This window comes from Actinomadura sp. NPDC048394 (assembly GCF_040651755.1).
GTDB classification, from domain to species: Bacteria; Actinomycetota; Actinomycetes; order Streptosporangiales; family Streptosporangiaceae; genus Spirillospora; species Spirillospora montaniterrae.
Genome location: NZ_JBEZJL010000083.1, coordinates 1 through 23,930, shown reverse-complemented (window position 1 = coordinate 23,930; position 23,930 = coordinate 1). Strand labels below are relative to the sequence as shown.

Here is a 23,930-nt window from a genome sequence, read left to right as displayed (position 1 = left end):
TGCCTGCTAGGGCTTCCCGCTAGGAGGTGCCGAGGAGGAAGTCCGTGACGAGCCGGTTGAACTCGTCCGCGTGCTCGATCATCGCCCAGTGCCCGCACCGGTTCAGCAGCACCAGCCGGCTGTCGGGGATGTTGGCGAGCAGGTAGAGCGAGTTCTCGAAGGGGACGACGCGGTCGTCCCGCCCGTGGATGAGCAGCGTCGGCACCTGGATGCCGGGCAGCAGGTCGGGCTTGACCCAGGTGGGGAGCGGCGCGCCCTTCGGCAGCCCGTCGACGTAGTTGCGCAGGTGCTCCGGACGGGCCAGGGCCGCGTCCGAGCGGGCCTGACACAGCTCCGGCGTGGCGAACCGGGCCTTGTCGAAGCACATGATCTCGACGAGCCGGCGCATGTTCGCGGGGCTCGGGTCGCGGTAGGCCTCGATGAGGACCTTGAGGCCTTCGGACGGGCCGTCGCCGGCGCTGAAGAGCGAGGGGATCCGCCCCACCGGCGGTCCCATGGTGACGAGGTGCGTGATCCGGTCCGGGTGCTCGGTGGCGAGCCTGAGCGAGGTCTGCCCGCCCATCGAGTTCCCGACGAACGCGGCCCTGCCGATGCCGAGCGCGTCGAGGAACTGGATCGCCGCGTCCACGTGGTCGAGGCGGTCGACGGTCGCCGCGTCCGACTCTCCCCAGCCCGGCATGTCCACCGCGTACACGTGGAAATGCCTGGCCAGCGCCTCGATGTTGGCGGAGAAGTTGCTCCAGCCCGTCGCGCCGGGGCCGCTTCCGTGCAGCAGGACGAGCGGATGCCCGTCGCCCGCCTCGTAGTAGCGGAGCTTCCAGTCCCTGGTCTGGACGGTGCGTGCGGCCTCGGCCTGGGTGAGCGCCATCAGCGGGCGTCCTTTCCGGAGGAGGTGCGGGCGAGCAGGTCGGCGACGACCTCGGGCGGCCGGTGCCCCCAGCTGTGCAGCCGGTCGAGCGTCCTGACCTGCCAGGCGTCGTCGTCGACGAGCAGGCCGCCCCAGCCGTACTCGACGCTGAAGCCGGACGGCGTCCGCACGTAGAAGCTGAACATGTGGTCGTTGGGGTGCATGCCGAGCGTCATCTCGAACGGCTGCCCCGCGTCCATGCAGCGGTCGTAGGCCATGCCGACGTCGCGGACGTCGGTCACCTCGATCATGAAGTGGTGGGTCCGCTTCGGGTGCGGCATGTCGCCGAACGCGACGGAGTGGTGGCGGGGGTTGCAGCGCAGGAAGATCAGGTCGGCGACGGCGCCGGGCGCGAGCTCCTCCACGATGCGATCGGAGATCCGGAAGCCGAGCAGCCCTTCGTAGAACTCCAGGTACGTCTCGCGTGCGACGCCCTGCGCCAGCAGCACCTGGTGGCCCGCGCCTCCCGCGCCGGTGACGAACTCGCCGAGCAGCGTGTCGGAGTGGAACGGGGCGACGGCGTCGGCGAAGCCGGTGACCAGCTCGACGCGGTTGCCCATCGGGTCCGCGGTCACCGCGATCCGGTCGACCTCGCGGGACGCGGCGAGCGCGGCGTCCCCCTCGGTGACCTCGACGCCGGCGGCCGTGAGCCGTTCGATGAGCGCGTCGAGGGCGGCGCCGTCCGCGACCTCGTAGCCGCTGGCGACCAGGTCGTCGGCGGGGCCCCGGCGGACGAGCCAGCGGTAGGCCTTCCGGTCGGTGCGGAGGGCGATGGCGTCGGCGGTCTTGCCGGCGAGCTGCATGCCCAGCAGCCGCACGGCGAAGTGCTCCCAGTCGTCGAGGCTGCTCGCCTCGTAGACGACGTACGCCAGTTCCTTGACTCCGGTCATCGGGAGTGCTCCTTCCTCTCAGGGCCGCGGGTACGGGCGGCAGATGTCAGGCCGGGGGGCGCGCGGGTCAGGCCGGGGGGGCGCGCGGGTCGGACGAGGGCGCGCGGGTCAGGCGGGGACGGCGAGGCCGGAGACGTCGGCGGCCGCCACGAACCGGTCGGGGCGCACCGCGACGGCGCGGACGCCGTACCTGGCCAGCCACGGCAGCAGGACCTCGTCGAGGTCGACCAGCTCATCGGGCCCCTGCGTGTAGGCGGTCTTCGGACGGACCGCGACGTAGCGGGCGCCGAGCGCGTCCCACCCGGCCCGCTCCTCGGCGGACAGCAGATCGGCAGGGTCGACGTCCGCGCCGAGCAGGACGAAGCCGTCGCCGAGCAGGTCGTCGAGGCGCGCCATCCGGCCGGCCGCGTCCCCCGCGACCGGCTGCGGGACCATGCGGCCGACGATGCTCGCGTCGCCGAGCGGCCCGCGGATCCGGCCCGCCGCCAGCACCGGCGGCGCGGTCAGCGGCGGCTCGAACGGCGTCACGGTGCCCTCCGGGACCCGGTTCATCTCCTCGATCTCCGCCGGGGTCGCCTCCTGCTTGATCACCCGTCCGAGCCGGACGGCGAGGTCGGTGTAGAACGCGGCGTTCGGCCGCCGCTCGGTCTCGTAGGTGTCGAGCCAGCTCTCGTCCAGGTCGCCGCGGAGGACGCGGGCGAGCTTCCAGCCCAGGTCGTGGGCGTCCCGCATGCCGGTCTGCATCCCGGCGCCCGCCCACGGCGGCATGAGGTGGGCGGCGTCCCCGGCGAGGAAGACGCGGTCCGAGCGCCAGGTGTCGGCCATCCGGGTGTGGTGCCGGTAGAAGGCCCACTGGTGGATGGAGACGTCGTCGGTGGTGACGCCGAGCGCGGCGAGCAGCGGCCACACGTCGTCCTCGGACGCGAAGTCGGCCTCGGTCTCGTGCGGCCCGAGCGGGATCTCCCAGCGGTGGTTGCCGGCGGACAGCGCGATGTCGACGACCGGGCGCCGCCGGTCGGACCAGAACGTGAGCAGGTCGCGGTCGGGCCACCAGCGCTTGACGCGGCAGTCGATGACGATCCACCGGACGTCGATCGTGTCGCCGTCCAGGCGGCCGCCGATCATGCCGCGGGTGGCGCTGCCGCCGCCGTCGGCGCCGATCGCGTAGCGGGCGCGGACGGTGCGCTCCTCCCCCGTCGCGGCGTCGGCCGCCGTCAGCGTGACGCCGGTGGCGTCCTGCTCCAGCGCGGTCACCTCGGCGCCGTAGCGGACGTCGATCAGGTCGCCGTGGTCCGCGGCGCAGGCGCGCAGCTCGGCCTCCATGGCCGGCTGGTAGATGTTGTAGAAGCGGGGGCCGGGGCCGAGCGCCGACGGCGGGTGCTCGACGCGCATGATCTCGGTGCCGTCGTAGGTCACCCAGCGCAACGCCCGCTGCGGCTCGATCACCTTGGTGATGCGCTCGTCGATGCCGAGGCTCTGGAAGATCCGCATCGTCCAGTCGTTGACGGTGACGGCGCGGGCGCGCGGGTAGATGGCGGCGTCCCGCTCGAACGCGACCACCGACACGCCGTGCTTCGCGAGGGTCAGCGCGGCGGTCACGCCGGTGGGTCCGTAGCCGACGATCGCGACGTCGGCGTCGAAATGCTGGGTCATGCGGGCTCCGGGGCGGCTGTCCGGTCCACAGTTTTGGACCGGTCGTTCGGTACAACAGTGGCCACCCTCACATGTGTTCCGCCAGGCTGTCCACGAAATTCCGCTGTGCAGAATCGACCGGGCGGGCAGGGCGGACGGGGCCCTCTATGCTTCGACGCGTGGCGGACGAGACGATCGGGAACCGCCGTGGCCGCAGGTCACGGGAGGAGATCCTCGACGTCGCGGCCCGGATCATGGCCGAGCGCGGGTACGCCGCCACCTCCCTGTCGGTGCTGAGCCGGGAGACCGGCCTGCCGAAGAGCGCCGTGTACCACCACTTCCGCTCCAAGGCGGGGCTGCTGTCGGCGGTCATGGCGCGCGGCGCCGAGGAGTTCTTCGCGGCGATGCGGCGCGCGCAGGCGGGCGGCCCGGAGGGCGGCACCCCGCGCGAGCGGCTGACGTGGTACCTGCTGCGCACCGGCGAGGTGTTCCTCGCCCGCCCGGAATTCCTCCGCCTGCACCTCCTGCTGATCATGAGCACCGAGGCCGCCGAGGCCGAGGTGGACGGCATCATCGAACAGGTCCGGCAGGACGGCCGCGCGCACATGAACCGGATGATCGCGGCGTCCTTCGCGCCGGAGGGCGAGGAGATCGCGCAGGCCGTCGCGGACGAGCTGGACTACTTCGGCATCGCCGGGTTCGACGGCGCCTTCGTCGCCCTGCAGGCCGAGCCCGAGCGCGACCTCGCCGCCCAGATGCGGCTGCTCGCGGAGGCGATGGCCGCGCTCGGCGAAGCGCGGGCCGCCGCGCTGCGCGCCGACGCGGGCTGACATGCCGCGGCGGGCAAGGGTCACCGCCATCGACATCGGTCGACGCGATCCTGCCCTGGCGGCTACGGGATCATGACGACCTTCCCGGTGGCCCGGTCGTCCTCCATGTGACGATGCGCCGCGGCGATCTCCTCCAGGCCGACGACGCGGTCGACGTTGGGCCGGTACACGCCCGCCTCGACCTGCCGGACGATCCGCTGCAGCAGCGCCGCGCCGGCGTCGCCCTTGAGGTCGTCGCTATGGAAGGCCGTGAGCCGCGTCCCGGACGGGATCATCGCCACCGGCTGGAAGTCCGGGATGGCCCAGCCGCTGAGCGAGCCCGCCACGCAGACCGTCCCGCCGCGGCGGACCAGGCGCAGCGAGTCCACCGCCGTGGCGGCCCCGACGAGGTCGAGGACGTGGTCCGGGCCGTCGGGCCAGATCGTCCGGACGTCGTCGGCGAGCGACCCGCCGGCGTCGACGAGCACATGGTCGGCACCGGCCCCGGTCAGCACGTCGATCCTGTCCTTGCGCCGGGTCGTGGCCGCGGTCTCGACACCGTGGGCGGACGCGATCGACAGGGCCGCCATCCCCACCGACGACGTCCCGCCCCGGATCAGCAGCCGCCCGCCGCCCACCCCCAGGGCATCGAGCGCGCCCTGCGCCGTCAGGTACGTCTCGGGCAGCGCGGCCAGGACGTCCCAGGGCAGCGTCGTGGTGACCGGCATCAGCAGCGCGTTCGGCAGCAGCGCGTACTCCGCGTACCCGCCGTCGAACTCGCGCCCCATCTCCCCCATCACCGCCGCGACCGTCGTCCCTTCCGGCAGCGCGGGATCGGTCGACTCCGCCACGGTCCCCACGCACTCGATCCCGAGGACGCGCGGGAACCTCACGTTCGGCGAATGCCCCTGGCGGGTCCGCAGCTCCGACCGGTTCAGGCCCGCGCCCTTCACCCGCACCAGGCTCCACCCGTCCCGGACCACCGGAACCGGCACGTCCCGAACCTCCAGCACCTCCGGCCCGCCCGCCTTCACGCAGACGGCCGCCCGCATCGTCGCGCTCATCGCCCATCACCTTCCGCAGAGGAGAAACCGCAGCTCATGCGTCCACTCTCACCGGAATCCAGCGCGGCCGACCACCGGTAGGATGCCAACCGATGCCCGTTGGCCGCCAAGTTCCCCCGTCCGGCCCGACGTCCCGCCTGTGGCCGTCCGGCGGCGCGCACCTGTGGCCCGCAGGCGAGGCCAGCTCGGTGCAGTCCCACACGCGCGGCCACCTCGTCTACGCGGCCAGCGGCGTCCTGTCGGTGCACACGGAACAGGGCACGTCGATCGTCCCCGCGAACCGGGCCGCATGGACCCCCGCCGGGTTCACCCACCAGCACCGCGCCCACGGCAGCACCGACATGCGGATCGTCTTCCTCCCCGCGTCCCTCGCCCGGCTCGTCCCCGACCGTCCCGCCGTCTACCTGGTCTCCGACCTCGCCCGCGAGATCCTGCTCGCCCTCACCGGCCCGCACCGCGACGACCGCCCCGCGGGCGCCCGCACCCGGCTCCGGCGCGTCCTCGTCGACGAGCTCCACGAGGCGCCCGAGCAGCCGCTGCAACTGCCCGAACCGCGCGACGACCGCCTGCGCGCCATCACCCGCCTGCTCCGCGAGGACCCCGCGGACACCACACCGCTGGCCGAGCTCGGGCACCGCATCGGAGCCAGCCCCCGCACCCTCAGCCGGCTCTTCCACAACGAGCTCGGCATGACCTTCTACCAGTGGCGCACGCAGCTGCGCGTCCACCACGCGCTCATCCTCCTGGCGGACGGCCACGACACGACCCGCGTCGCCTACGCCTGCGGCTGGGCGAACCCGAGCGGCTTCATCGCGGCCTTCACCGCCCTCCTAGGCACCACCCCAGGCCGCTACCGCACCGGCAGGAACGGCAGTCGTAGCCCGGCCTAGGCCCAGCCCGCCTCGGAGTAGAGCCGCCCCTCCGCGACCGCGGCAATGGCCGCGCGCGTGTAGGGCACGGTCCGCGCCGGAAGCTCACGGGGATCCCACCAACCCCAGCTCAAACACCGGTCCGGCTCCCGGACCTCCGGCTCGCCGCCCCAGCGCCGGACGCGGAACACCAGCTGAAGGCGCGGCTGCACGCCGGGCGCGTCCAGCAGGTGGACGGCGTGGACGAACTCGGCATCGCGAGGGTCGATCGACAGGCCCGCCTCCTCCTCCGCTTCGCGCACCAGGCACGCAAGAGCGCTCTCCCGCTCGCAATGCCCCGCAAGGAAATGGTGCATGCCGCCGCCGAAGGCGCTGTCGGGATGGCGCAGGCCGAGCAGCACCCGCCCGTCGCGGTTCTCGAGATACGCGTGCACGCCGACGATGTTCGGCACGCTCCCGGCCGTCCGCGACACGAGGGAGCCGCGGACCTGCTCGGCGTGACGTCCGACCAGTTCCACAGTCGAGGCACTCGCCCTCAGACGCGGCAGCACCTCCGGCACGAACCAGTGCAGCATCACGCCCTCCGTCAGGCGCAGCGCGGCCGGATCACCATTCCAGCGGCCCGCGAAGACCTGCACCACCGCCGCCGCGTCACCGTCGTCCGCCCCGACGACGGCGAAGGGCACCAGGGAAAGGTCGAGCCCGGCTTCCTCCCTCAATTCCCGCCTCGCGGTCTCCTCCAGGGACCGGTCGCCGGGTTCGCGCCCACCGCCGAGGAACGACCAGCATCCCGGCTCCAGGATCCCCGGCACATCGTCGCGCAGGTGCAGGAGGTACTCGCCCGCGTCGTTGTAGATCAGTACCGACGCCCTGTCCGGTGGCATCGGGGTCAGAAGTGGTGTTCGAGGCGGGCGGCTACTTGGCGGTATCTGCTGACCGGTACCAGGTGGACGCCGTCGAAGGCGCCGCTGTCGCGGATCGCCAGGACGTGCTCGCACGCGGCGTCGACGCCCGCGTCCCGGTCGCGCTCGACCGCCGCGACGAGGTCGTCCGGGATGGCGATGTCGGGGATCGCGGCGGCCAGGTTGCGCGCCATGCCGGCGCTGGCCAGCACCATCACGCCCGCGTACACCGGGACGTCCAGCCGGACGCTGTCCCGCCAGCGCAGCAGGGTGTCCAGCGAGTAGCTGACCTGGACGAACATGAAATCGGCCTGGGTCTTCCACGCGGGGACCGGGCGCAGGCCGGAGGCGACGCCGACGCGGAACGGCGCATGGCCCGCGAACGCGGCGTCCTCCGCCGCGGCGCGCGTCTCCTCGATCATGGCGCGCACGGTCAGCTCGCTCGTCCGGCCGCCCGCGGTGGGCTTGTCGCCGTAGACGAACAGGAACCGGTCCACCCCGTACGCCGCGGCCGTGAGCAGGTCGCGGCGGAATCCCAGCAGGTTCCGGTCGCGGGAGTTCAGGCACGCGATCCCCGAGGCGCCCATCGCCTGCACCTCGTGCGCGACCGCCACGCTCGACACCGTCGCCCGGCCGATGTGGTTGTCCGGGATCAGGAACGAGTCGGCGACCGGGCTCAGCACGCCGATCTGATGCCGCACCCGCGTCAGGTCGGGCCGGACGGGCGGCTCGATCTCGCAGATCACTTCGAAACCATCAACGACCACCCCCGAACCCTACCGACCATGGCGGGCGTGGGCGCCGGTCGGGCCATCGCTCCGCCGCCGGGTGATCGAATAGGGTTCCAGGGTGGCGGATGTTCCGGATGGGCTCGCTTTTCCCGCTTCGCTGGCCGCGGTGGTCGAGGTCGGGTTCGAGTGGGATTACGACGAGGAGACCGACGAGGCCAGCGGCTGCGACTTCGAGCCGTTCGAGCGGTTCGAGGAGCCCGGGCGGACGGCGTGGTGGTTCCGGCTGTGGACGGGCAATCCGGAGGTCGACGGCGCAGAGTTCCGCTTCTTCGGCAAGACCGGGGCCGGTGACTACGCCGGTTTCTGGCTGGTGCGGCCCGGGGCGCCGATCGAGGCGCAGCCCGTCGTCTACATCGGCTCGGAGGGCGAGTGCGGGGTGCTCGCCCGCGACCTCGGGGACCTGCTGTGGCTCTTCGCGGCCGGGCTCGGGCCCGCCGAGGCGTTCGACGACCCGGCCTCGGCGGCGGAACCGAACGGCGCCTTCCGCGCGATCGCCGAACGCCACGCGCCGGGCCGCGACCGGTCGCCCGCCGAGATCGTCGGCGACGCGCAGGCGGAATTCCCGCATTTCCCGGACCACATCGACGCGATGTGCCGCTGAGCGGCGGGCCTTTCAGCGGGCGCCGTCGTAGGCGTCGCGGGCCTGATCGACCTTTCCGAGGTTCTCGGACGCCCATTCGGCGAGGTGGGCGAAGAGCGGCGCGAGGCTGCGGCCGAGGTCGCTGATCTCGTACTCGACCCGGGGCGGGACCTCGGGGTGGTAGGTGCGCACGACGAGGCCGTCGCGTTCGAGCTGCCGCAGGCGCTGGGTCAGCACCTTCGGGGTGATCGTGGCGATCCGCCGCTGCAGCTCGACGAAGCGCTGCCGGCCGTCCTGGTGGAGGGTCCACAGGATCGGGGTGGTCCACCGGCTGAAGACGATGTCGACGACGGGGGCGATGGGGCAGGCCTGTTCCGGGTCGGCCCCCGCGTCCCATGCCATGTCGGCCATGCGGATCCCCTCTGAGGTAGTCACTTTCCTCTAGGTACCTACTATATCCAGGATGTTAGCGTCGGCGGCGTTCGGAACGGACCGCTCGTTCGAGCGGATGGACGGCAGGAGACCGACCATGATCGTTGTTACCGGAGCGACCGGGAACGTCGGCCGCGCGCTGGTGCGGGTGCTCGCGGCGGCGGGCGAGAAGGTGATCGCGACGTCGCGGGGCGTCACGGAGGCGGACGTCCCCGACGGGGTCGAGCACCGGAAGGCGGACCTGGCCGACGCCGCGAGCCTGCGCCCGGTGTTCGACGGCGCCGACGCCCTGTTCCTGCAGAGCGGCGGCCCGAGCGCGCACCTGCTGGATCTCGGTGAGATCCTCGACGCGGCCCGCGCGGGCGGTGTCCGGCGGGTGGTGCTGCTGTCCTCGCTGGGGGTGGCGACGCGGCCGGAGTCGGCGTCGCACGGCGTCCTCGGGCTGGCGATCGAGGAGGCCGTGCGCGGGTCGGGCCTGGACTGGACGATCCTGCGGCCGGGCAACTTCGCGTCCAACAGCTTCGCCTGGGTCCCGTCGGTGCGCGCGGAGCGGACCGTCGCGGCGCCGTTCGGCGACGTCGGGCTGCCGGCCGTCGACCCGCGGGACATCGCGGAGGTCGCCGCCGCGGCGCTGCGCGAGGACGGGCACGCCGGGCGGATCTACGAGCTGACCGGGCCGGCCGCGATCACGCCGCGGGAGCAGGCGGAGGCGATCGGGGCGGTGCTGGGCGAGCCGGTCCGGTTCGCGGAGCTGACCCCGGACGAGGCGCGGGCGCGGATGCTGGACTTCATGCCGGCGGACGTGGCGGAGACGACCCTGGCGATCCTGGGTTCGCCGACCCCGGCCGAGCGGCGGGTCAGCCCGGACGTCGAGAAGGTGCTCGGACGGGCGCCCCGGCCGTACGCGGACTGGGTGCGGGCCAACGTCGCGGCGTTCCGTTGAGGGGCGGAGGGGCGGCCCGTCCGGACGGGCCGCCCCGAGCGCCGGCTCAGGCGGCGGCGCCGAACCATCGGTGCAGGTGAGCGTGCAGGTCGTGCTGGTCGTCGCCGACCCACGCCACGTGCCCGTCCGGCCGCAGGAGCGCGGCGGGCACGTCCAGGCGGTCGTCGACGACGTGCCCGACGCGCGCCTCCCATCCGGCGGCCGAGAGCAGGCCGGTCCGGTCGAGCAGCAGCCCGCGGCCGTCGCGCATCAGCTCGTAGAGGCGGCCGGGCTTGAGGTCGGTGTCCCGCATCCGGCGGCCGACGAGCGGGTGCCCGCCGCCGAGGTCGTAGCGGACCCCGATCGCGATGATCTTCTCGACGAGGTAGCGGTTGACCTCCTCGAAGTCCATCAGCTCCGCCATCAGCCGGCGCACGGCCCGCGGCCCCGGCTCGTTGGACATCAGCACCCCCTGCGCGCGCGTGTTGGTCAGCACGTCGGCGGCCACCGGGCGGCGCTCGGCGCCGTAGGTGTCGAGCAGGCCGTCCGGCGCCCAGCCGCCGACCTCGGCCGCGAGCTTCCAGCCGAGGTTGAACGCGTCCTGGACGCCGAGGTTGAGGCCCTGCCCGCCGAGCGGCGGGTGGACGTGCGCCGCGTCGCCGGCCAGCAGGACCCGGCCGTCCCGGTAGCGGTCGGCGAGCCGGGTGGCGTCGGTGAACCGGGACAGCCAGCGCGGGGAGTGGACGCCGAAGTCGGTGCCCGCGTACGCCCGCAGCTGCCGCGCGAACTCCTCCAGGGTCGGCGGGACGGTGCGGTCCTCGGACACGCTCGCGGCGGGCACGATGACCCGGAACAGGCCGTTCTCGAGGCGCCCGGCGGCGAAGAACAGCTCGGTCTTGCGGATCTCCGCGACGATGCCGGCGACCGTCTCGGGGTCCGCGGTCGCCTCCATCTCGCCGACCAGCGTCTCCCTGCTCGCGGGCTCGCCGGGGAAGCCGATGCCGGCCAGCTTGCGGACGGTGCTGCGGCCGCCGTCGCAGCCGACGAGGTAGCGGGCGCGCAGCCGGGTGCCGTCGGCCAGCTCGGCGGTCACCCCGTCGCCGTCCTGGCTCAGCCCGGTCAGCTCGCGGCCGCGCCGGATCTCGGCGCCGGACTCGGCGGCGTGCTCCTCCAGCAGCCGGTCGGTGATGGTCTGCACGATGCCGAGGACGTAGGGGTGCGTGGTGTCGAGGCCGTCGGGCGCGGGCTTGGTGATGCCGGCGAAGAAGCCGCCGAGCGGGTACTTGCGGCCGTGCTCGAGGAACCGGTCCAGCAGGCCGCGCTGGTCCATCACCTCGATGGTGCGGACGTGCATGCCGAGCGCCCGGACGTACGGGGCGGGCTCGGCGTTCTTCTCCAGGACGAGGACGCGCACGCCGTGCAGGCGCAGCTCGGCGGCCAGCATCATACCGGCCGGGCCGCCACCGGCAATGATCACGTCGAACATGAATTCCCCCGTTCATCGCGGTCGTTTCCGGCCGTCCGGTTCCGCGCGATTCCGCCGCACGCGCGCGTACGGATTTCCGCAGGTTCCGGGGCCGGCCGTAGATTCTGCGGTATGACCGGGGTCTTGCCGCAAGCCCCCCTGTGCGCTATAGATTGATAGTGGCAGGGAGATGTGTTCTCCCTGCCTTTTCTGTTTCTGAGAGCGCGCCGGGAAACCCCCATTTCCATCGCCCCGAGGGGCGGGGCCGGGCACCCGCGCGCTTGACGAATAGGTAGACCGGTCTACTATCACCTCATGATCAGCTCTCGGAGAGACGGCGCGGGCAGGCACGCGCTGGTGTTCGGCGCGACCGGCTTCATCGGGCGCCACCTCGTCCTCGCGCTCGGCCGGGCCGGCGCCCGGGTCAGCACGGCCAACCGGAGCCCGGAGTCCTACCGGCGGCTCGTCCGGTGGCTGGACGAGCACGGGCACGGCGAGCCCCCGGCCGACCTGCGCGCCGACTTCACCGGACCGTCGCTGATCCAGGACGGCTGCGAGGACGTCACCGAGATCCACAACTGCGCGGGCGCCTACCGGTTCGGGATGCCGGCGGACGAGGCGCGCCGCGCGAACGTCGACGGCGTGCGCGCGATCGTCGCGTTCGCGGCGCGCCTGCCGCGCCTGCGCCGCCTCGTGCACGTCTCGGGCTACCGCGTCGGCGGGCAGGACCCGTCCCCGTGGAGCGAGGAGCGGCGGCGCGCGACGTACCGGGCGCTCGGCGCGTACGAGGCGTCCAAGGCCGAGGCGGACGCGGTGTTCCAGGCGGAGGCGGCGCGGCTCGGCGTCCCCTGGTCGATCGTCAACCCGCCGAGCGTGATCGGGGACGCCGCCACCGGCGAGTCCGACCAGTACCTCGGGCTCGCGACGACCCTGCGGGACCTCTGGACGGGCTCGCTCGCGGCGGTGCCGGGGAACGCGCGGACGTTCGTCCCGGTGGTCGCGGCCGACTACCTCGCCCGGTTCATGACGCTGATCCCGGAGGACGAGGCCGCCGAGGGCACCGCGTACTGGCCGCTGGACGACGGCACGCCCGCGCTGCCGGACCTGCTCGCGCTCGTCGCGGAGCACTACCGGGTCAAGGCGCCCCGTGCGCGGATCCCGGTGGCCCTGGTCAGGCGCCTGCCGCAGCGGCTCACCAAGGCCGACCCCGAGACCCTGTCGTTCCTGTCGGAGGACCGCTACCCGACGGCTTCGGCGTCCGCGTTCGCCGCGCGGCACGGGCTGGCCATGCCGGACGCCGCCACGACGATCCGCCGCTGGGCCGACCACCTGGCGGCGCACCGCTTCGGCGAGGCCGAGCCCGTGCCCGAGGCCGGCGGGCGGCGGTTCATCGCGCCTGCCGGAGTCCGGACGTTCGAGATCGGCGAACCGGACGCCCCGACGCTGGTCCTGCCGGGGCTGCCGGTGAACGCGGACACCTGGGCTCCGGTCGTCGCGGCGCTGGGCCGGGCCCGCGCCGTCGACCTTCCCGGCCTGGGGATGAGCGCGGGGCGCCGCGACGACTGGCCGTCCTGGCTGTCCGCACTCGTGAAAGAGACCGGTGCCCGGCATCTGGTGGGGCATTCCATCGGCGCCGCGGCCGCCGTCGAGGCCGCCGCCGCCCATCCGGAGGCGGTCGAGCGGCTCACCCTCGTGTCGCCGTTCTTCTTGCAGGCACCACCCGCCGGCATCGCTCGCCGGGCATCGCTGACCCGCCAGTACTTGCGCCGCGTGTCGTCCGAGACGCTGGCGATGCGGCTGACCGGCACGGCGGCGCACGCGGCGGCACTGGAGTCGAGTGCGGCGGACCTGCGCCGCGGCACCGTCGCCGCCACCGCCGCCCGGCTCCTCGCCGCAACAGCGGACCCGAGCTGGCGGGACGAGCTCGCGGCCGGGCTGCGCCGCCACGCGGGGCCCGTGCACGTCATCGTCGGCGCCGACGACCCGCTCACGCCCGAGGGACGCGCCCTGCTGGACGCGCTTCCCCAGGTCACCGTGACGGTCATCGCCGGTGCGAGCCACCACCCGCAGATCACGCATCCGGAGGAGGTGGCCCGCGCCGTCCAGGGCACGTGAGCCACCGGTCCGTCGCCCGAGGCTCTTGCCGGGGGTGAGGCGCGGCGGCACGATGGCAGGAACCGGCCAATCGCTTGTTCGGGGCTAGACGCCGATCTAGACATAAGTCTCAAAGGGTCCGACGCGCCGCGAGGAGTGACCCCATGGACGATCTCGTGATCAGGAACGCCCGCGTCGTGGACGGCACCGGCGCCCCTCCCTACCCCGCCGACGTCGCCGTCAGCGGCGACCGGATCACCGCGGTCGGCCCCGGCGCCGGCCCCGGCCGCCGCACGGTCGACGCCGACGGCGCGGTCCTCACCCCCGGCTTCGTCGACATCCACACCCACTACGACGGGCAGGCCACCTGGGACCCGATCCTGGCGCCGTCGTCCTGGCACGGCGTCACCACGGCGGTCATGGGCAACTGCGGCGTCGGCTTCGCCCCCGCCCGGCCGGACCGGCACGACTGGCTGATCGGGCTGATGGAGGGCGTCGAGGACATCCCCGGCAGCGCGCTCGCCGAGGGCATCACCTGGGAGTGGGAGAGCTTCCCGCAGTTCCTCGACGCGCTGGACCGCACGCCCCGGACCATGGATCTCGGCACGCAGGTCCCGCACGGCGCCGTCCGCGCGTACGTGATGGGCGAGCGCGGCGCCCGCAACGAGCCCGCCACCGCCGACGACATCGCCGCGATGAAGGCGATCGTCAAGGAGGGCGTGGCGGCCGGGGCGCTGGGCTTCTCCACGTCCCGCACGCTCGCGCACCGCGCGATCGACGGCGAGCCGGTGCCCGGAACGTTCGCGGCCGAGGACGAGCTGTTCGGGATCGGCGAGGCGCTGCGCGAGCTGGGCGCCGGGGTGTACGAGATCGCGCCCGTCGGCGCCGCCGGCGAGGACGTCAACGCCCCGCCGGACGAGGTCCGGTGGATGCGGCGGCTCGCGGAGGCGACCGGCCGCCCGGTGTCGTTCGCGCTGCTGCAGGTCGACGCCGCGCCGGACCTGTGGCGCGAGCTGATGAGCCTGTCGGCCGGAACGGACGCGCACCTGTATCCGCAGGTGGCGGGCCGGCCGTTCGGGATGCTGATCGGGCTGGAGACGCTGCACGCGTTCGGCGACCATCCGACGTACGTGTCGGAGCTGGCGCTGCTGCCGCTGCCGGAGCGGGTGAGGCGGATGCGGGACCCGGACGTCCGCGCGCGGATCCTCGCCGAGCGGCCGCCCGAGGAGGACCTGCTCGCCGCCATGGTCCGCGGCTGCCTGGACCGGCTGTTCCCGCTGGACGGCGACCGTCCCGACTACGAGCCCGCGCCGGACGAGTCGGTCGCGGCCCGCGCCGCCGCGACCGGGCGCGACCCGCTGGAGACGCTGTACGACCTGCTGCTGGAGGACGAGGGCCGCAACCTGCTCCTGCTGCCGCTGCTGAACTACTCCGAGCGCAGCCTCGACCCCGTCCGCGAGATGCTCACCCATCCGCGCGCGGTGCTCGGGCTCGGCGACGGCGGCGCGCACTGCGGGTTCATCTGCGACGCGTCTCTGCCCACGACCATGCTGAGCCACTGGGCGCGGGACCGTCGGCGCGGCGAGAAGCTGCCGCTGGAGCATGTCGTGCGGCTGATGACCCGCGACACGGCCCGGCTGTACGGGCTGGAGGACCGCGGCGTCATCGCGCCGGGCAAGAAGGCCGACCTCAACCTCATCGACTTCGACCGCGTCGCGAACCGCCGCCCCGAGATGCTGTACGACCTGCCCGCGGGCGGGCGGCGGCTCGTGCAGCGGGCCGACGGGTACCTCGCCACGTTCGTCTCCGGGACGCAGGTCTTCGCGGACGGCGAGCACACCGGCGAGCTGCCGGGACGGCTGGTCCGGGGGGCGCGTTCGTGACGCGCTGCCTCAACCTCGCGGACCTCTTCGAGGTGGTCGCCGACGCCTGCCCGGACCGCACCGCGCTCGTCGCGGGGGCTGTCCGGCTGACGTACGCGGAGCTGGACGCGCGCGCGAACCGCATGGCGCACCACCTCGCCGGCGCGGGCGTGAGGCCGGGCGACCACGTCGGGATCCTGGCCTACAACCGGGCGGAATGGGTCGAGACGATGCTCGCCTGCTTCAAGCTCCGCGCGGCGCCGGTCAACGTCAACTACCGGTACGTCGCCGGCGAGCTGGCGCACCTGCTCGGCGACGCGGGCTGCGTCGCGCTGGTCGCCGAACGGTCCCTGCTGGGCGGCGTCGACCGCGGACGGCTGCCGGAGCTGCGGCACACCGTCGCCATCGACGACGGCGACGGGCCGCCCGCCGACGCCGAGTACGAGAAGGCGCTGGCCGCCGCGTCGCCCGGCCGGGACTTCGGACCGCGCTCGCCCGACGACCCCTACCTGCTGTACACCGGCGGCACCACCGGCCTGCCGAAGGGCGTCCTCTGGAGGTCGGAGGACCTGTTCTTCGCGGCCCTCGGCGGCGGCGCCTACGGGGGCGGGTCCGTCATCTCGGACCCGGACGAGCTGGCCGGATGCGCGGAGCGGGAGCCGCTGCGCGTCCAGGTGCATGCCCCGCTGATGCACGGCGGCGGCCAGTGGATGACGCTGATCGCGCTCACCACGGGCGGCACAGCGATCCTGTGGACGGGGCGGCACTTCGACGCGCGGGCCGCGCTGGAGCTGGCCGCCCGCGAGCGCAGCCAGGTGTTCATGCTGGTCGGCAACGGGATGGCCGGGCCCGTCGCGGACGAGCTGGCCACCGGCCGGCATCCGAACCTGGAGATCTTCGGGTTCGGGTCGGGCGGCGCGCCGCTGTCGTCCGGGGTCAAGGAGCGGCTGACGGCCGCGCTGCCCGGCGTCTACATCTCCGACAACCTCGGCGGCACCGAGACCGGCGCGATGGGCGTCAGCGAGGGCGACGGCCGCTTCCGGCTCGCCGCCGGCTTCGCGGTCCTCGGCGACGACCTGCGGCCGGTGCCGCCCGGCGCCGAGGGGCTGGTGGCCCGCACCGGCCACATCCCCCTCGCGTACTGGGGCGACGAGGCGAAGACCGCGGCGACGTTCGTCCGGGACCCGGACGGCACGCGGTGGGCGCTGCAGGGCGACCACGCGCGCGTCGAGGACGACGGCACCGTCACGCTGCTCGGCCGCGGGTTGCTGGTCATCAACACCGGCGGCGAGAAGGTGTTCGCGGAGGAGGTCGAGACGGTCCTGCGCGGCCACCCGTCCGTCGCGGACGCCGTGGTCGTGGGCGCCGCCGACCCGAGGTTCGGGCACCGCGTCGCCGCCGTCGTGACCTGGGCGGACGGGACGCCCGCCGGCGAGGAGGCGCTCATCGCGCACTGCCGGGAGCGGCTCGCCGGCTACAAGGTGCCGCGCCTCTACCGCTTCGTGGACGCCGTGCGGCGCACCCCCGTCGGCAAGCCCGACTACGCCTGGGCCCGCACCGTCGTCTCCCCCTGAGGGTGCCGGTTCAGACGCTGCGGAGGACCGAGACGACGATGCCCAGGATGACCGCGCGGTCGCCGTCGATGACGTCGTACGCCGGGTTGCGGGGCTCCAGGAGGACGTGCCCGCCGCGGCGCCGGTAGACCTTCACGGTGGCCTCGCCGTCGATCATCGCGGCGACGATCTGCCCCGAGTGCGCCTCGGGCTGCTGCCGGACCACGACGGTGTCGCCGTCGCAGATCGCGGCGTCGATCATCGAGTCGCCGCGCACCCGCAGCGCGAACACGGTGCCGCGCCCGACCAGCTCGCGGGGCAGCGCCAGGACGTCGTCGGCGTGCTGCTCGGCGGTGATCGGCGCGCCGGCGGCGATGTCGCCGACGACCGGGACGGGCACCGCGTCGCCGGCGGGCGCCTCGTCCGGGGCGTCCCGCAGGAAGGACCGCACGTCGATCGGGCGGGCCACGGCCGCGCCCCGGCGCAGGAAGCCCTTGTCCTCCAGGCTCGCGAGGTGCCGCGACACCGACGACGCGGACCGCAGCCCGACGGCGTCGCCGATCTGCCGGGTGCTCGGCGGGTACCCGTACCGGACGACCCAGTCCCGGATCGTGGCCAGGATCCGCTGCTGGCGCGGAGGCAGGGCCGAGACGTCCAGGCCCTCGAACGCATCATGATCGTGAAAGGCGGCCACCCGCGGAATTGTAGAGGTCCGGCGCCCGGCCGCGCGGAAGGCGCGGGCACCGGGCGGCGGGCCGCGGGCGGTGAAATGCTCGCGCTGTGACGGACATGTGGTGGGCGTCCGGTCCGTACGGCGAGAGGAAGTCACGTGTCAGCCAGCCCGGAGGCACCACACCCGCCCGATGAGCGGCGGCGCCGCTTCGAGCACATCTACGCGGCCCACCGCGCCGGGATCCTCGGCTACGCGCTGCGCCGCACGGCCGACCCGCAGGACGCGGCCGACGTGCTCGCCGAGACGTTCCTGGTCGCCTGGCGGCGGCTGGACGACGTGCCTCCCGGCGACGCGGCCCGGCTGTGGCTGTACGGCGTCGCGCGCCGCGTGCTGGCGAACCACCACCGGGGCGAGCGCCGCCGGTCCGCGCTGGTCGGCGACCTCGCGGGACGGCTGCGCACCGACCTCGCGGGGCACCGCGTCCCGCCGCCGGACGGGGAGCTCGCCGCGATCGCCGCGGCGTTCGGCGAGCTGTCCGGCGACGACCGGGAGCTGCTGTCGCTGGTCGGCTGGGAGGGCCTGGACCACGGCGAGATCGCCGCGGTGCTCGGCTGCTCGCGCAACGCGGTGCGGATCCGGCTGCACCGGGCCCGCCGCCGGTTCGCCCGCGCCCTGGACCGGCAGGGGGCGCAGGCCCCGAACGCCCACGCCATGCCCGCAGCGGTCATCAACGGAGAACGCGCATGAACCACGACATCGACCCGCTCATCGGCCGCCTCGCCACCGTCACCGACGCCCGCGCCGCCGAGCTGCTCTCCGACGAGGCGGCCGCCGACCTGGCCGGACGGATCACCGCCGCGCCCGCCGAGGCCGCCGAGCCCGCCGCCGGGCCCGCCGCCGGGCCCGACGCCGTCACGGCCCCGCGCCGCGCGCGCCGCCGCCTCGCGATCGGGCTTCCGCTGCTGGCCACGGGGGTCGCCGCGGCGGCGGTCGCCGCCGTGCTCGCCGGGCAGTCCGGGGGCTCCGGCGCTCCGGGGCGGCCCGCGCCGTCCGGCAGCGCACCGACCGCGGGCACGCACGCGCGGGTGCAGCTCGCCGCCGCGCTCAGCTTCACCCGCAAGGGCCGCTACATCGACGTGCGGATCCGCGACCCATACGCCGACCCGGCGCGGTACAAGCAGGAGTTCGCCGCGCACGGGCTGCACGTCAACCTGAGCCTGGTGCCCGTCTCGCCGTCGATCGTGGGCACCGTCGTGATGGAGGACACCGGCGCCACGGCACGTCCCGACGACGTCACCGAGATCCGCGTCAAGGGGGCCTGCGAGGTCGCGAGCGGCGGGGACGACTGCACGGTGGGCGTCCGGATCCGGGAGGGCTACACGGGCACCGCGACGATCGTGTTCGGGCGCGCGGCGCGGCACGGCGAGCAATACGAGAGCACCGCCCAGGCGGACGCGCGCGGCGAGGCCATGCACGGGATGGTGTACCGCAAGCGGCACGTGTCCGAGGTGCTGGCGGCGCTGAAGAAGCGGAACATCACCGTCCCCGAGTACCGGGTGATGGTGGGCAACGAGAGCCAGGTCCGCTACCCGGGGCAGGTGCCGGGGAACTGGTACGTCCACGACGCCGTCCCGTGGGCGGACGGCCAGGTGATGCTCTTCGTCGGCCCCGAGCCGACCGAGGAGCCGGCGGACGGCCCGGCGGCGCCGTCGCCGTCGCCGTCGCCGACCGCCGCGCACGGCTGACCCCGGACGCGAAGCGGCGGGGCGCCGGCCGGATCGCCGGTGCCCCGCCGCGAGCGGGAGAGCGTCAGGACAGGACGATGTCCCGGTAGTAGTGGCGGAGGATCGCCCGGAAGTCCGAGCCGGCGTTCGCCATGTCACGCGAGCCGTACTGCGACATCCAGTTCCCGTCCACCCAGGCGCCGCAGGCGGTCGTGGTGGAGCAGTAGTGCGCGATCAGGATGTTGCCGCTGCGGGTCATCCGCGTCGACCACGTACGGTCGACGGCCGCGGACGTCGACGACACCGCCGAGGACGGCCGGTACACCTGGTCGCCCGTGTCGTCCCGGACGTCGTAGCACGCGCCGCCCGAGGTCTTCCGGGTCGAGTGCAGCGCCCAGTACCAGGCGTAGCTCTTGACGGCCATCGCCCCGGCGTCCAGCGAGGCGCTCGGCCAGCTCGAGATCCACTCGTTCGGGAGGACGTTCTTGACGTAGGTCTTGAAGTCCACCCGGTCCACGCGGCCGAGGCTCACGCGGTACACCAGGATCGAGGACGGCAGCGTGGTGTTGGACCCGTCGGTCTTGCACCCGCTGGGCTGCGACACCAGGATCTGGTGCGAGGCGTTGTTGTTCTTCAGCGTCGCGTTCAGGTTGCCTTTCGCCCCGGCGGCGAAGTCCTGGTAGGCACCCGCGTAGTTGCTGTTGTAGTAGACCCGCACCGTGTGGCTCGTGCGGTTCCACACCGACGCCGCGTTGTTCTTCACGCAGACGCCCTGACCGTTCCCGGCGCCCTTGAATTCGTAGCAGGTCGGCTGGGTCGTCCCGTAGTCGTCCAGGGAGCTGGTGAAGTCGGAGACCGAACCGGCCTCGTCGCTGTTGAAGTAGTAGCAGAACTCGCCGCTGTCGCAGGCCCCGTCACGGGACGCCGCGGACGCCGGTCCGGCCACCACCACGACTCCGGCCAGCACCGTCACCACGGCGGTCAGCAGGCCGGCCACTCGTGCGCGCATCGCCATTTCCGGCCGCCTCTCAGAAGTGGAGCATCCACTGGAAGTCGGCCTGGGCGGTGCTCACGTGCACGTGCGAACGCGTGCCGTAGGCGAGCGGGTTGTTCCAGTTGTACTCCTCGACGTCGAACGAGCCGTCGGAGTAGACCCTGTTCACGTAGGCGACGTGGCCGACCTTGTGGACGTCGTTGACGGCGATCGCGCCGACGGACGGGGTCTTGTTGACCGTCACGCCGACCCGGCGGGCGGCGTCGTCCCAGGTGCCCGCGTTGCCCCAGGTGGTCTTCCACGAGTTGGAGAAGTTCGGGACGCCGAGCCGGCTCGCGATCCGCCACGCCGCGAACGCGGTGCAGTTGTTCTGCGCGAACCCGCGCGCGTTCCCGTCGTAGTCGTTGCGCGGCGTCTGCCCCGACCCGTCGAGGATCTGGTGCGAGGCGTTGTTGTTCTTCAGCGTGGTGTTCAGGTTGCCCTTCGCGCCGGCCGCGAAGTCCTGGTAGGCGCCGCCGTAATTGCTGTTGTAGTAGACCCGCACCGTGTGGCTCGTGCGGTTCCACACCGACGCCGCGTTGTTCTTCACGCAGACGCCCTGGCCGCTTCCGGCGCTCTTGAAGTCGTAGCAGGAGGGCTGGGTGGTGCCGTAGTCGCCGATCGAGGTGGTGAAGTCGGAGATCGAACCGGCCTCGTTGCTGTTGTAGTAGTAGCAGAACTCACCGCTGTCGCAGACCCCGTCGCGGCCCGCCGCGTAAGCGGGCGAAACGGAGGCCACCAGGGGGGCGGTGAGGGCCAGCGCTGCGCCGGCGAACGTCAGGGTCTTCTTCAGGTGCGGCATGGTCTCCTCTTTCGATAGGGGGTGTGGAGATGCCTGGCCCGGTGGGCGCGCCCGGTCAGTGGGTGCGCTGGTACTCCTCCCAGGTCTGGATCGGGACGCGCGGCCCGTCGTCCGCGCCCCGGTCGGCCAGGCCGTTGAGGCCGAGGTAGTAGTCGCCCGTCTGGTGCTGCGCCTGGCTGGACAGGTCGGTGTCGTTGATCGCCGCGGCGTGGATGTGCCAGGGCCAGTCGCCCTGGTTCGGGTTGCGGACCCACGCCGCGAACCCGACCTGGCGCAGCGCGCGCGCCACGGACGTGCGGGTGGCGGCGGACATCCCGGTGACGCTGATGTCGACGACTCCGCCGCCGTCGTGGGTGCCGGCGGACGACGGGTCGCCGCCGGGGTTGTAGGAGCCCTGCGACAGGACGATCTTGAAGCCGAGCAGGCGTTCGGCCTCGGCGAGCATCGCCTGCGTGCGGGCGTCGACCGTGTACCCGTCGCGCTGCACCTTCGCGCCCGGGCTGATCTTGTTGGTGACGGTGTAGCGGTTCTCCCCGAGCTTGGCGAGCGACGTCGCGCCCGGCAGCCCGTTCGCGGCGAGGCCGCTGTATCCGAGGGAGCGCTGGTAGGCCGCGTATGCCGCGACGGTCTCGGTGCCGAAGTAGCCGTCCACCCAGCGGGCGTCCAGGAGGTTCCTGGCCTGCAGCGCCTGCTCGACGGCGAGGACGGACGCCTTCGCGCCCGGGGTGAGCGTGTCGTCGGCGCGCCGCGGGTCGATCTGCGCGGCGAGGACGGTGGCCTCCATGTTGACGGCGGGCAGGGCGGCGGGCGCGGCGGCGGGCGCGGCGTGCGGGGCGGCGGACGCCTGCACCGCGCCCGCCGCCAGGCCGCCCGTGACCGCGACGGTCGCGAGCAGCCCGGTGATGGCGGCCCGGGTCCTCGTCAGCTTCATGCGGTGCGTCCTTCCGTGGGGTCGACTCGGCTCGTCGCCTCTCGTTGCTACCGGCCCCATTGATTGATCGACACACCCGCCGAGAGAGATCAATCAGCGCCGTACATCCGGCCCGCCGGAGCCTGTCCGGACCATCGGGCCGGCTGCTGTACGGGCAGGTCAGAGAGGGTGCCGGCGGACGGGCCGGGGTTGGTGGCCCTATTGACACGGCGTTGTACGGCCGCGGCGGGAAGTCCACCGCCGGGGGCCGTGGACGCCGGGCGGCCGCGCGGGCGGCGCGTCCGGTCAGGAGGCGCTGGGGTACTTGCAGGCCGCCTCGCGCGCCGACGCGTCGACCGTCGGGGACGGCGACGCCAGCGACGCCGCGTCGTGCGGGCCGGGCAGCCGCAGCGACGCGACGGCCGCCGCCTCGCCCGGGGCGCCGCCGCCGAAGCAGGCGACCGCCGCGACCGGGACGCGGTCGCCGGGGTGGACGGGGGCGGGGAGCCGGTCGGGCCGCCAGGTGACCGACAGGCCGGACGCGGCGTCGCCGGTCAGCCCGATCTGGTGCCACAGGCGGAGCTCCGGGCTGCCGGGGTCGGCCGCGTAGTAGGCGGCGAAGCCCACGATCTGCAGGTCCGGGCCTGCCGCGGTGAGCACGACCCGGGGATCCCGCGAGGGCGCGCCGATGGCCTTCAGCGTCAGCCGTTTCGGCGCGGGCAGCGCCCCGGCGCACCCGGTCGGCGCGAGGTGGGCGGGCGGGTTGCCGTGCACGACGGCGGAGGCGACGACGCGGCCGTCCGGCAGGACGAACCAGCGGCTGTCCGGGATGCCCGCCGTCCGGTCGGTGACCTTCGCGCCGATGCAGAACCCGGTGAACGCGATCACGCATCCCGCCGGGTACGTCGCCACCTCCGGGCGGTCGAGGGCGGCGCCGGACCGGACGTGCGCCCCGTCGCCGTACGCGGTGGCGGTGAACTTCGGGTTCTTCGCCGGCATGGGGCAGCCGCCCATGTTCATGTGGCCACCGTCCCGCCCGCCGACGCTCAGCCCGACGACGAACAGCCCGGCGGCGAGAAGGCACGCCGCGGTGATCGCGGCGGCGTTCCGCCTGGTCCGCCCGCCGGTCGCGGCGGGGCCGATGACGATGGAATGGAATTCGCGGGGCACCGGTTCGGGCGCGGGTTCTTTCGGCACTTCCGGACGCAGGATCTCGCGCTTGACGACGGCCTCTCCGCCCGCGTCGTCTTCTTCCGGGTCGGGCGCCGCGTCCTCCGCGTCCTCCGCGGCCTGCACGGCGTCGTGGACTTCTTTCCAGCGGCGCTCCCACTCGCCGGTATCGCCGTCGCACGCGCCGACGAAAGCGAGCGTCACCGATAACGTCGGCAACCGGACGCCGCTGGCGGCTTCCGACAACGTCGAGGCGCTGTATCCGGCGAGTTGCGCCAATTGGCGGTAGGTCGGTTCGCCCGCGGACATCCGCAGCGCGCGGAGATCGTGCGCGAACGACTCCAGCGGGCCGGCCGCCGGGTCCAGCGGGCGTTCACGACGAGCCATGCAACCGTCCAGCCAGGGGTGCCCGCGCGGCCGCACGCGCGGGGGCGATGTCGGATGGGCGCCGCTTCTTCCGGCGACTTACTGCCGCGGTCAATGTACCGGCCCTATCCGGGAAACCGCAGGGGCCGGCGGCTTAACGCGCCGGCAACGGCCGGTGGCGGAATGGTAGGCGGGTCGTTCTGCGATTCGTCAGCCATTGCGGGAGCCCATGGTCAGGGTGCGTTGGATCGATTTTCCTGGCAATCGCCACGATCTCAGCTCACCATTGACCTCCGCTCCGCCATCGGTCCTAGAGCGATCGTGAACAAAGTAGAACCGGTGCGACGATCTGTCCAGACCTCCCCGGCCGCGGGGCCGGGGAGGTCCGCCCGGGGCCCCGCCGGGCGCCCGCGCGGGGGGCGCAGCCGGGGGGCCCCGCCGGCGGGGGGGCGGGGGAGCCGGGCGAGCGCGGCGGGGCGC

The 23,930-nt window shown here is 73.7% G+C and carries 22 protein-coding genes; 9 read left to right on the top strand and 13 right to left on the bottom strand.

The annotated features are described in order from the left end of the window. Positions 1-19: 19 nt before the first annotated feature. The 3 genes from AB0C78_RS41355 to AB0C78_RS41345 all read right to left on the bottom strand — a co-directional run bounded on the left by AB0C78_RS41355 (position 20) and on the right by AB0C78_RS41345 (position 3,450). Entirely contained in the window at positions 20-868 is an 849-nt protein-coding gene (locus AB0C78_RS41355) for an alpha/beta hydrolase (RefSeq protein WP_360759102.1), read from the bottom strand. Continuing rightward, positions 868-1,797 carry a VOC family protein gene (locus tag AB0C78_RS41350; protein ID WP_360759100.1) on the bottom strand — a complete coding sequence of 310 codons (930 nt, stop codon included), beginning with the start codon at positions 1,795-1,797 and terminating at the stop codon, positions 868-870. The genes AB0C78_RS41355 and AB0C78_RS41350 overlap by 1 nt, the downstream gene beginning before the upstream one ends. 108 nt (positions 1,798-1,905) lie before the next feature. Continuing rightward, positions 1,906-3,450: a bifunctional 3-(3-hydroxy-phenyl)propionate/3-hydroxycinnamic acid hydroxylase gene (locus AB0C78_RS41345; protein WP_360759098.1), complete on the bottom strand. Its 1,545-nt coding sequence runs from the start codon at positions 3,448-3,450 to the stop codon at positions 1,906-1,908. Between the two features lie 158 nt (positions 3,451-3,608). Between AB0C78_RS41345 and AB0C78_RS41340 the strand changes: the two genes are divergently transcribed. Continuing rightward, positions 3,609-4,259 carry a TetR/AcrR family transcriptional regulator gene (locus AB0C78_RS41340; RefSeq protein WP_360759097.1) on the top strand — a complete coding sequence of 217 codons (651 nt, stop codon included), beginning with the start codon at positions 3,609-3,611 and terminating at the stop codon, positions 4,257-4,259. Positions 4,260-4,321: 62 nt separating this feature from the next. Here AB0C78_RS41340 and AB0C78_RS41335 read toward each other — a convergent pair whose 3' ends face one another. Continuing rightward, the gene (locus AB0C78_RS41335; RefSeq protein WP_360759095.1) at positions 4,322-5,302 is read right to left on the bottom strand and encodes a zinc-binding dehydrogenase; all 981 of its coding nucleotides are present in this window, start codon (positions 5,300-5,302) and stop codon (positions 4,322-4,324) included. 92 nt (positions 5,303-5,394) lie between these two features. On the opposite strand from AB0C78_RS41335, the gene AB0C78_RS41330 reads away from it, so the two are divergent. Then, the gene (locus tag AB0C78_RS41330; protein ID WP_360759093.1) at positions 5,395-6,192 is read left to right on the top strand and encodes a helix-turn-helix transcriptional regulator; all 798 of its coding nucleotides are present in this window, start codon (positions 5,395-5,397) and stop codon (positions 6,190-6,192) included. Here AB0C78_RS41330 and AB0C78_RS41325 read toward each other — a convergent pair. Next, positions 6,189-7,055 carry an NUDIX domain-containing protein gene (locus AB0C78_RS41325; RefSeq protein WP_360759091.1) on the bottom strand — a complete coding sequence of 289 codons (867 nt, stop codon included), beginning with the start codon at positions 7,053-7,055 and terminating at the stop codon, positions 6,189-6,191. The two genes, AB0C78_RS41330 and AB0C78_RS41325, sit on opposite strands and share 4 nt — an antisense overlap. A gap of 5 nt (positions 7,056-7,060) precedes the next feature. Continuing rightward, positions 7,061-7,840: a methylenetetrahydrofolate reductase gene (locus AB0C78_RS41320; protein ID WP_360759089.1), complete on the bottom strand. Its 780-nt coding sequence runs from the start codon at positions 7,838-7,840 to the stop codon at positions 7,061-7,063. 82 nt (positions 7,841-7,922) lie between these two features. Here AB0C78_RS41320 and AB0C78_RS41315 point away from each other — a divergent pair, with 82 nt between their 5' ends. Further along, positions 7,923-8,465 carry an SMI1/KNR4 family protein gene (locus tag AB0C78_RS41315; protein WP_360759087.1) on the top strand — a complete coding sequence of 181 codons (543 nt, stop codon included), beginning with the start codon at positions 7,923-7,925 and terminating at the stop codon, positions 8,463-8,465. Positions 8,466-8,477: 12 nt separating this feature from the next. Here the strand turns inward: AB0C78_RS41315 and AB0C78_RS41310 are convergent, their stop codons facing one another. Beyond that, on the bottom strand, positions 8,478-8,855 hold the full coding sequence (locus AB0C78_RS41310) for a helix-turn-helix domain-containing protein (RefSeq protein WP_360759085.1): 378 nt from the start codon (positions 8,853-8,855) through the stop codon (positions 8,478-8,480). Between the two features lie 118 nt (positions 8,856-8,973). On the opposite strand from AB0C78_RS41310, the gene AB0C78_RS41305 reads away from it, so the two are divergent. Continuing rightward, positions 8,974-9,819, top strand: coding sequence for an NAD(P)H-binding protein (locus tag AB0C78_RS41305; protein ID WP_360759083.1), 846 nt, complete (start codon positions 8,974-8,976; stop codon positions 9,817-9,819). 46 nt (positions 9,820-9,865) lie between these two features. Here AB0C78_RS41305 and rox read toward each other — a convergent pair whose 3' ends face one another. Continuing rightward, positions 9,866-11,284, bottom strand: coding sequence for a rifampin monooxygenase (rox, locus tag AB0C78_RS41300; protein WP_360759081.1), 1,419 nt, complete (start codon positions 11,282-11,284; stop codon positions 9,866-9,868). 294 nt (positions 11,285-11,578) lie between these two features. Here rox and AB0C78_RS41295 point away from each other — a divergent pair, with 294 nt between their 5' ends. The 3 genes from AB0C78_RS41295 (at position 11,579) to AB0C78_RS41285 (ending at position 16,793) form a co-directional block, all read left to right on the top strand. Continuing rightward, positions 11,579-13,378 carry an alpha/beta fold hydrolase gene (locus tag AB0C78_RS41295; RefSeq protein WP_360759079.1) on the top strand — a complete coding sequence of 600 codons (1,800 nt, stop codon included), beginning with the start codon at positions 11,579-11,581 and terminating at the stop codon, positions 13,376-13,378. A gap of 143 nt (positions 13,379-13,521) precedes the next feature. Continuing rightward, complete coding sequence (locus AB0C78_RS41290; protein ID WP_360759077.1) at positions 13,522-15,240, top strand: amidohydrolase family protein; 1,719 nt, start codon at positions 13,522-13,524, stop codon at positions 15,238-15,240. Then, the gene (locus AB0C78_RS41285) at positions 15,237-16,793 is read left to right on the top strand and encodes an AMP-binding protein (RefSeq protein ID WP_360759075.1); all 1,557 of its coding nucleotides are present in this window, start codon (positions 15,237-15,239) and stop codon (positions 16,791-16,793) included. The genes AB0C78_RS41290 and AB0C78_RS41285 overlap by 4 nt, the downstream gene beginning before the upstream one ends. Before the next feature lie 10 nt (positions 16,794-16,803). Here the strand turns inward: AB0C78_RS41285 and lexA are convergent, their stop codons facing one another. Further along, complete coding sequence (gene lexA / locus AB0C78_RS41280; protein WP_360759150.1) at positions 16,804-17,475, bottom strand: transcriptional repressor LexA; 672 nt, start codon at positions 17,473-17,475, stop codon at positions 16,804-16,806. A gap of 126 nt (positions 17,476-17,601) precedes the next feature. Between lexA and AB0C78_RS41275 the strand changes: the two genes are divergently transcribed. Both AB0C78_RS41275 and AB0C78_RS41270 read left to right on the top strand, forming a co-directional pair. Beyond that, entirely contained in the window at positions 17,602-18,192 is a 591-nt protein-coding gene (locus AB0C78_RS41275; RefSeq protein WP_360759073.1) for a sigma-70 family RNA polymerase sigma factor, read from the top strand. Continuing rightward, complete coding sequence (locus AB0C78_RS41270) at positions 18,189-19,190, top strand: hypothetical protein (protein ID WP_360759071.1); 1,002 nt, start codon at positions 18,189-18,191, stop codon at positions 19,188-19,190. The genes AB0C78_RS41275 and AB0C78_RS41270 overlap by 4 nt, the downstream gene beginning before the upstream one ends. Before the next feature lie 64 nt (positions 19,191-19,254). Here the strand turns inward: AB0C78_RS41270 and AB0C78_RS41265 are convergent, their stop codons facing one another. The 4 genes from AB0C78_RS41265 to AB0C78_RS41250 all read right to left on the bottom strand — a co-directional run bounded on the left by AB0C78_RS41265 (position 19,255) and on the right by AB0C78_RS41250 (position 23,471). After that, a complete protein-coding gene (locus AB0C78_RS41265) occupies positions 19,255-20,178 on the bottom strand; it encodes a SpoIID/LytB domain-containing protein (protein WP_360759069.1) in 924 nt (307 codons plus the stop codon). Between the two features lie 19 nt (positions 20,179-20,197). Continuing rightward, on the bottom strand, positions 20,198-21,004 hold the full coding sequence (locus tag AB0C78_RS41260) for a CHAP domain-containing protein (RefSeq protein ID WP_360759067.1): 807 nt from the start codon (positions 21,002-21,004) through the stop codon (positions 20,198-20,200). A gap of 55 nt (positions 21,005-21,059) precedes the next feature. Then, positions 21,060-21,935, bottom strand: coding sequence for a peptidoglycan-binding domain-containing protein (locus tag AB0C78_RS41255; RefSeq protein ID WP_360759065.1), 876 nt, complete (start codon positions 21,933-21,935; stop codon positions 21,060-21,062). 285 nt (positions 21,936-22,220) lie between these two features. Continuing rightward, entirely contained in the window at positions 22,221-23,471 is a 1,251-nt protein-coding gene (locus AB0C78_RS41250) for a helix-turn-helix transcriptional regulator (RefSeq protein ID WP_360759063.1), read from the bottom strand. Between the last annotated feature and the right edge of the window lie 459 nt (positions 23,472-23,930).

Bases quoted from the DNA above. Each gene is read 5' to 3' on its own strand.
- AB0C78_RS41355 (WP_360759102.1), bottom strand. From the start codon at position 868: ATGGCGCTCACCCAGGCCGAGGCCGCACGCACCGTCCAGACCAGGGAC.
- AB0C78_RS41350 (WP_360759100.1), bottom strand. From the start codon at position 1,797: ATGACCGGAGTCAAGGAACTGGCGTACGTCGTCTACGAGGCGAGCAGC.
- AB0C78_RS41345 (WP_360759098.1), bottom strand. From the start codon at position 3,450: ATGACCCAGCATTTCGACGCCGACGTCGCGATCGTCGGCTACGGACCC.
- AB0C78_RS41335 (WP_360759095.1), bottom strand. From the start codon at position 5,302: ATGAGCGCGACGATGCGGGCGGCCGTCTGCGTGAAGGCGGGCGGGCCG.
- AB0C78_RS41330 (WP_360759093.1), top strand. From the start codon at position 5,395: ATGCCCGTTGGCCGCCAAGTTCCCCCGTCCGGCCCGACGTCCCGCCTG.
- AB0C78_RS41325 (WP_360759091.1), bottom strand. From the start codon at position 7,055: ATGCCACCGGACAGGGCGTCGGTACTGATCTACAACGACGCGGGCGAG.
- AB0C78_RS41310 (WP_360759085.1), bottom strand. From the start codon at position 8,855: ATGGCCGACATGGCATGGGACGCGGGGGCCGACCCGGAACAGGCCTGC.
- AB0C78_RS41305 (WP_360759083.1), top strand. From the start codon at position 8,974: ATGATCGTTGTTACCGGAGCGACCGGGAACGTCGGCCGCGCGCTGGTG.
- rox (WP_360759081.1), bottom strand. From the start codon at position 11,284: ATGTTCGACGTGATCATTGCCGGTGGCGGCCCGGCCGGTATGATGCTG.
- AB0C78_RS41295 (WP_360759079.1), top strand. From the start codon at position 11,579: ATGATCAGCTCTCGGAGAGACGGCGCGGGCAGGCACGCGCTGGTGTTC.
- AB0C78_RS41290 (WP_360759077.1), top strand. From the start codon at position 13,522: ATGGACGATCTCGTGATCAGGAACGCCCGCGTCGTGGACGGCACCGGC.
- AB0C78_RS41270 (WP_360759071.1), top strand. From the start codon at position 18,189: ATGAACCACGACATCGACCCGCTCATCGGCCGCCTCGCCACCGTCACC.
- AB0C78_RS41265 (WP_360759069.1), bottom strand. From the start codon at position 20,178: ATGCGCGCACGAGTGGCCGGCCTGCTGACCGCCGTGGTGACGGTGCTG.
- AB0C78_RS41260 (WP_360759067.1), bottom strand. From the start codon at position 21,004: ATGCCGCACCTGAAGAAGACCCTGACGTTCGCCGGCGCAGCGCTGGCC.
- AB0C78_RS41255 (WP_360759065.1), bottom strand. From the start codon at position 21,935: ATGAAGCTGACGAGGACCCGGGCCGCCATCACCGGGCTGCTCGCGACC.
- AB0C78_RS41250 (WP_360759063.1), bottom strand. From the start codon at position 23,471: ATGGCTCGTCGTGAACGCCCGCTGGACCCGGCGGCCGGCCCGCTGGAG.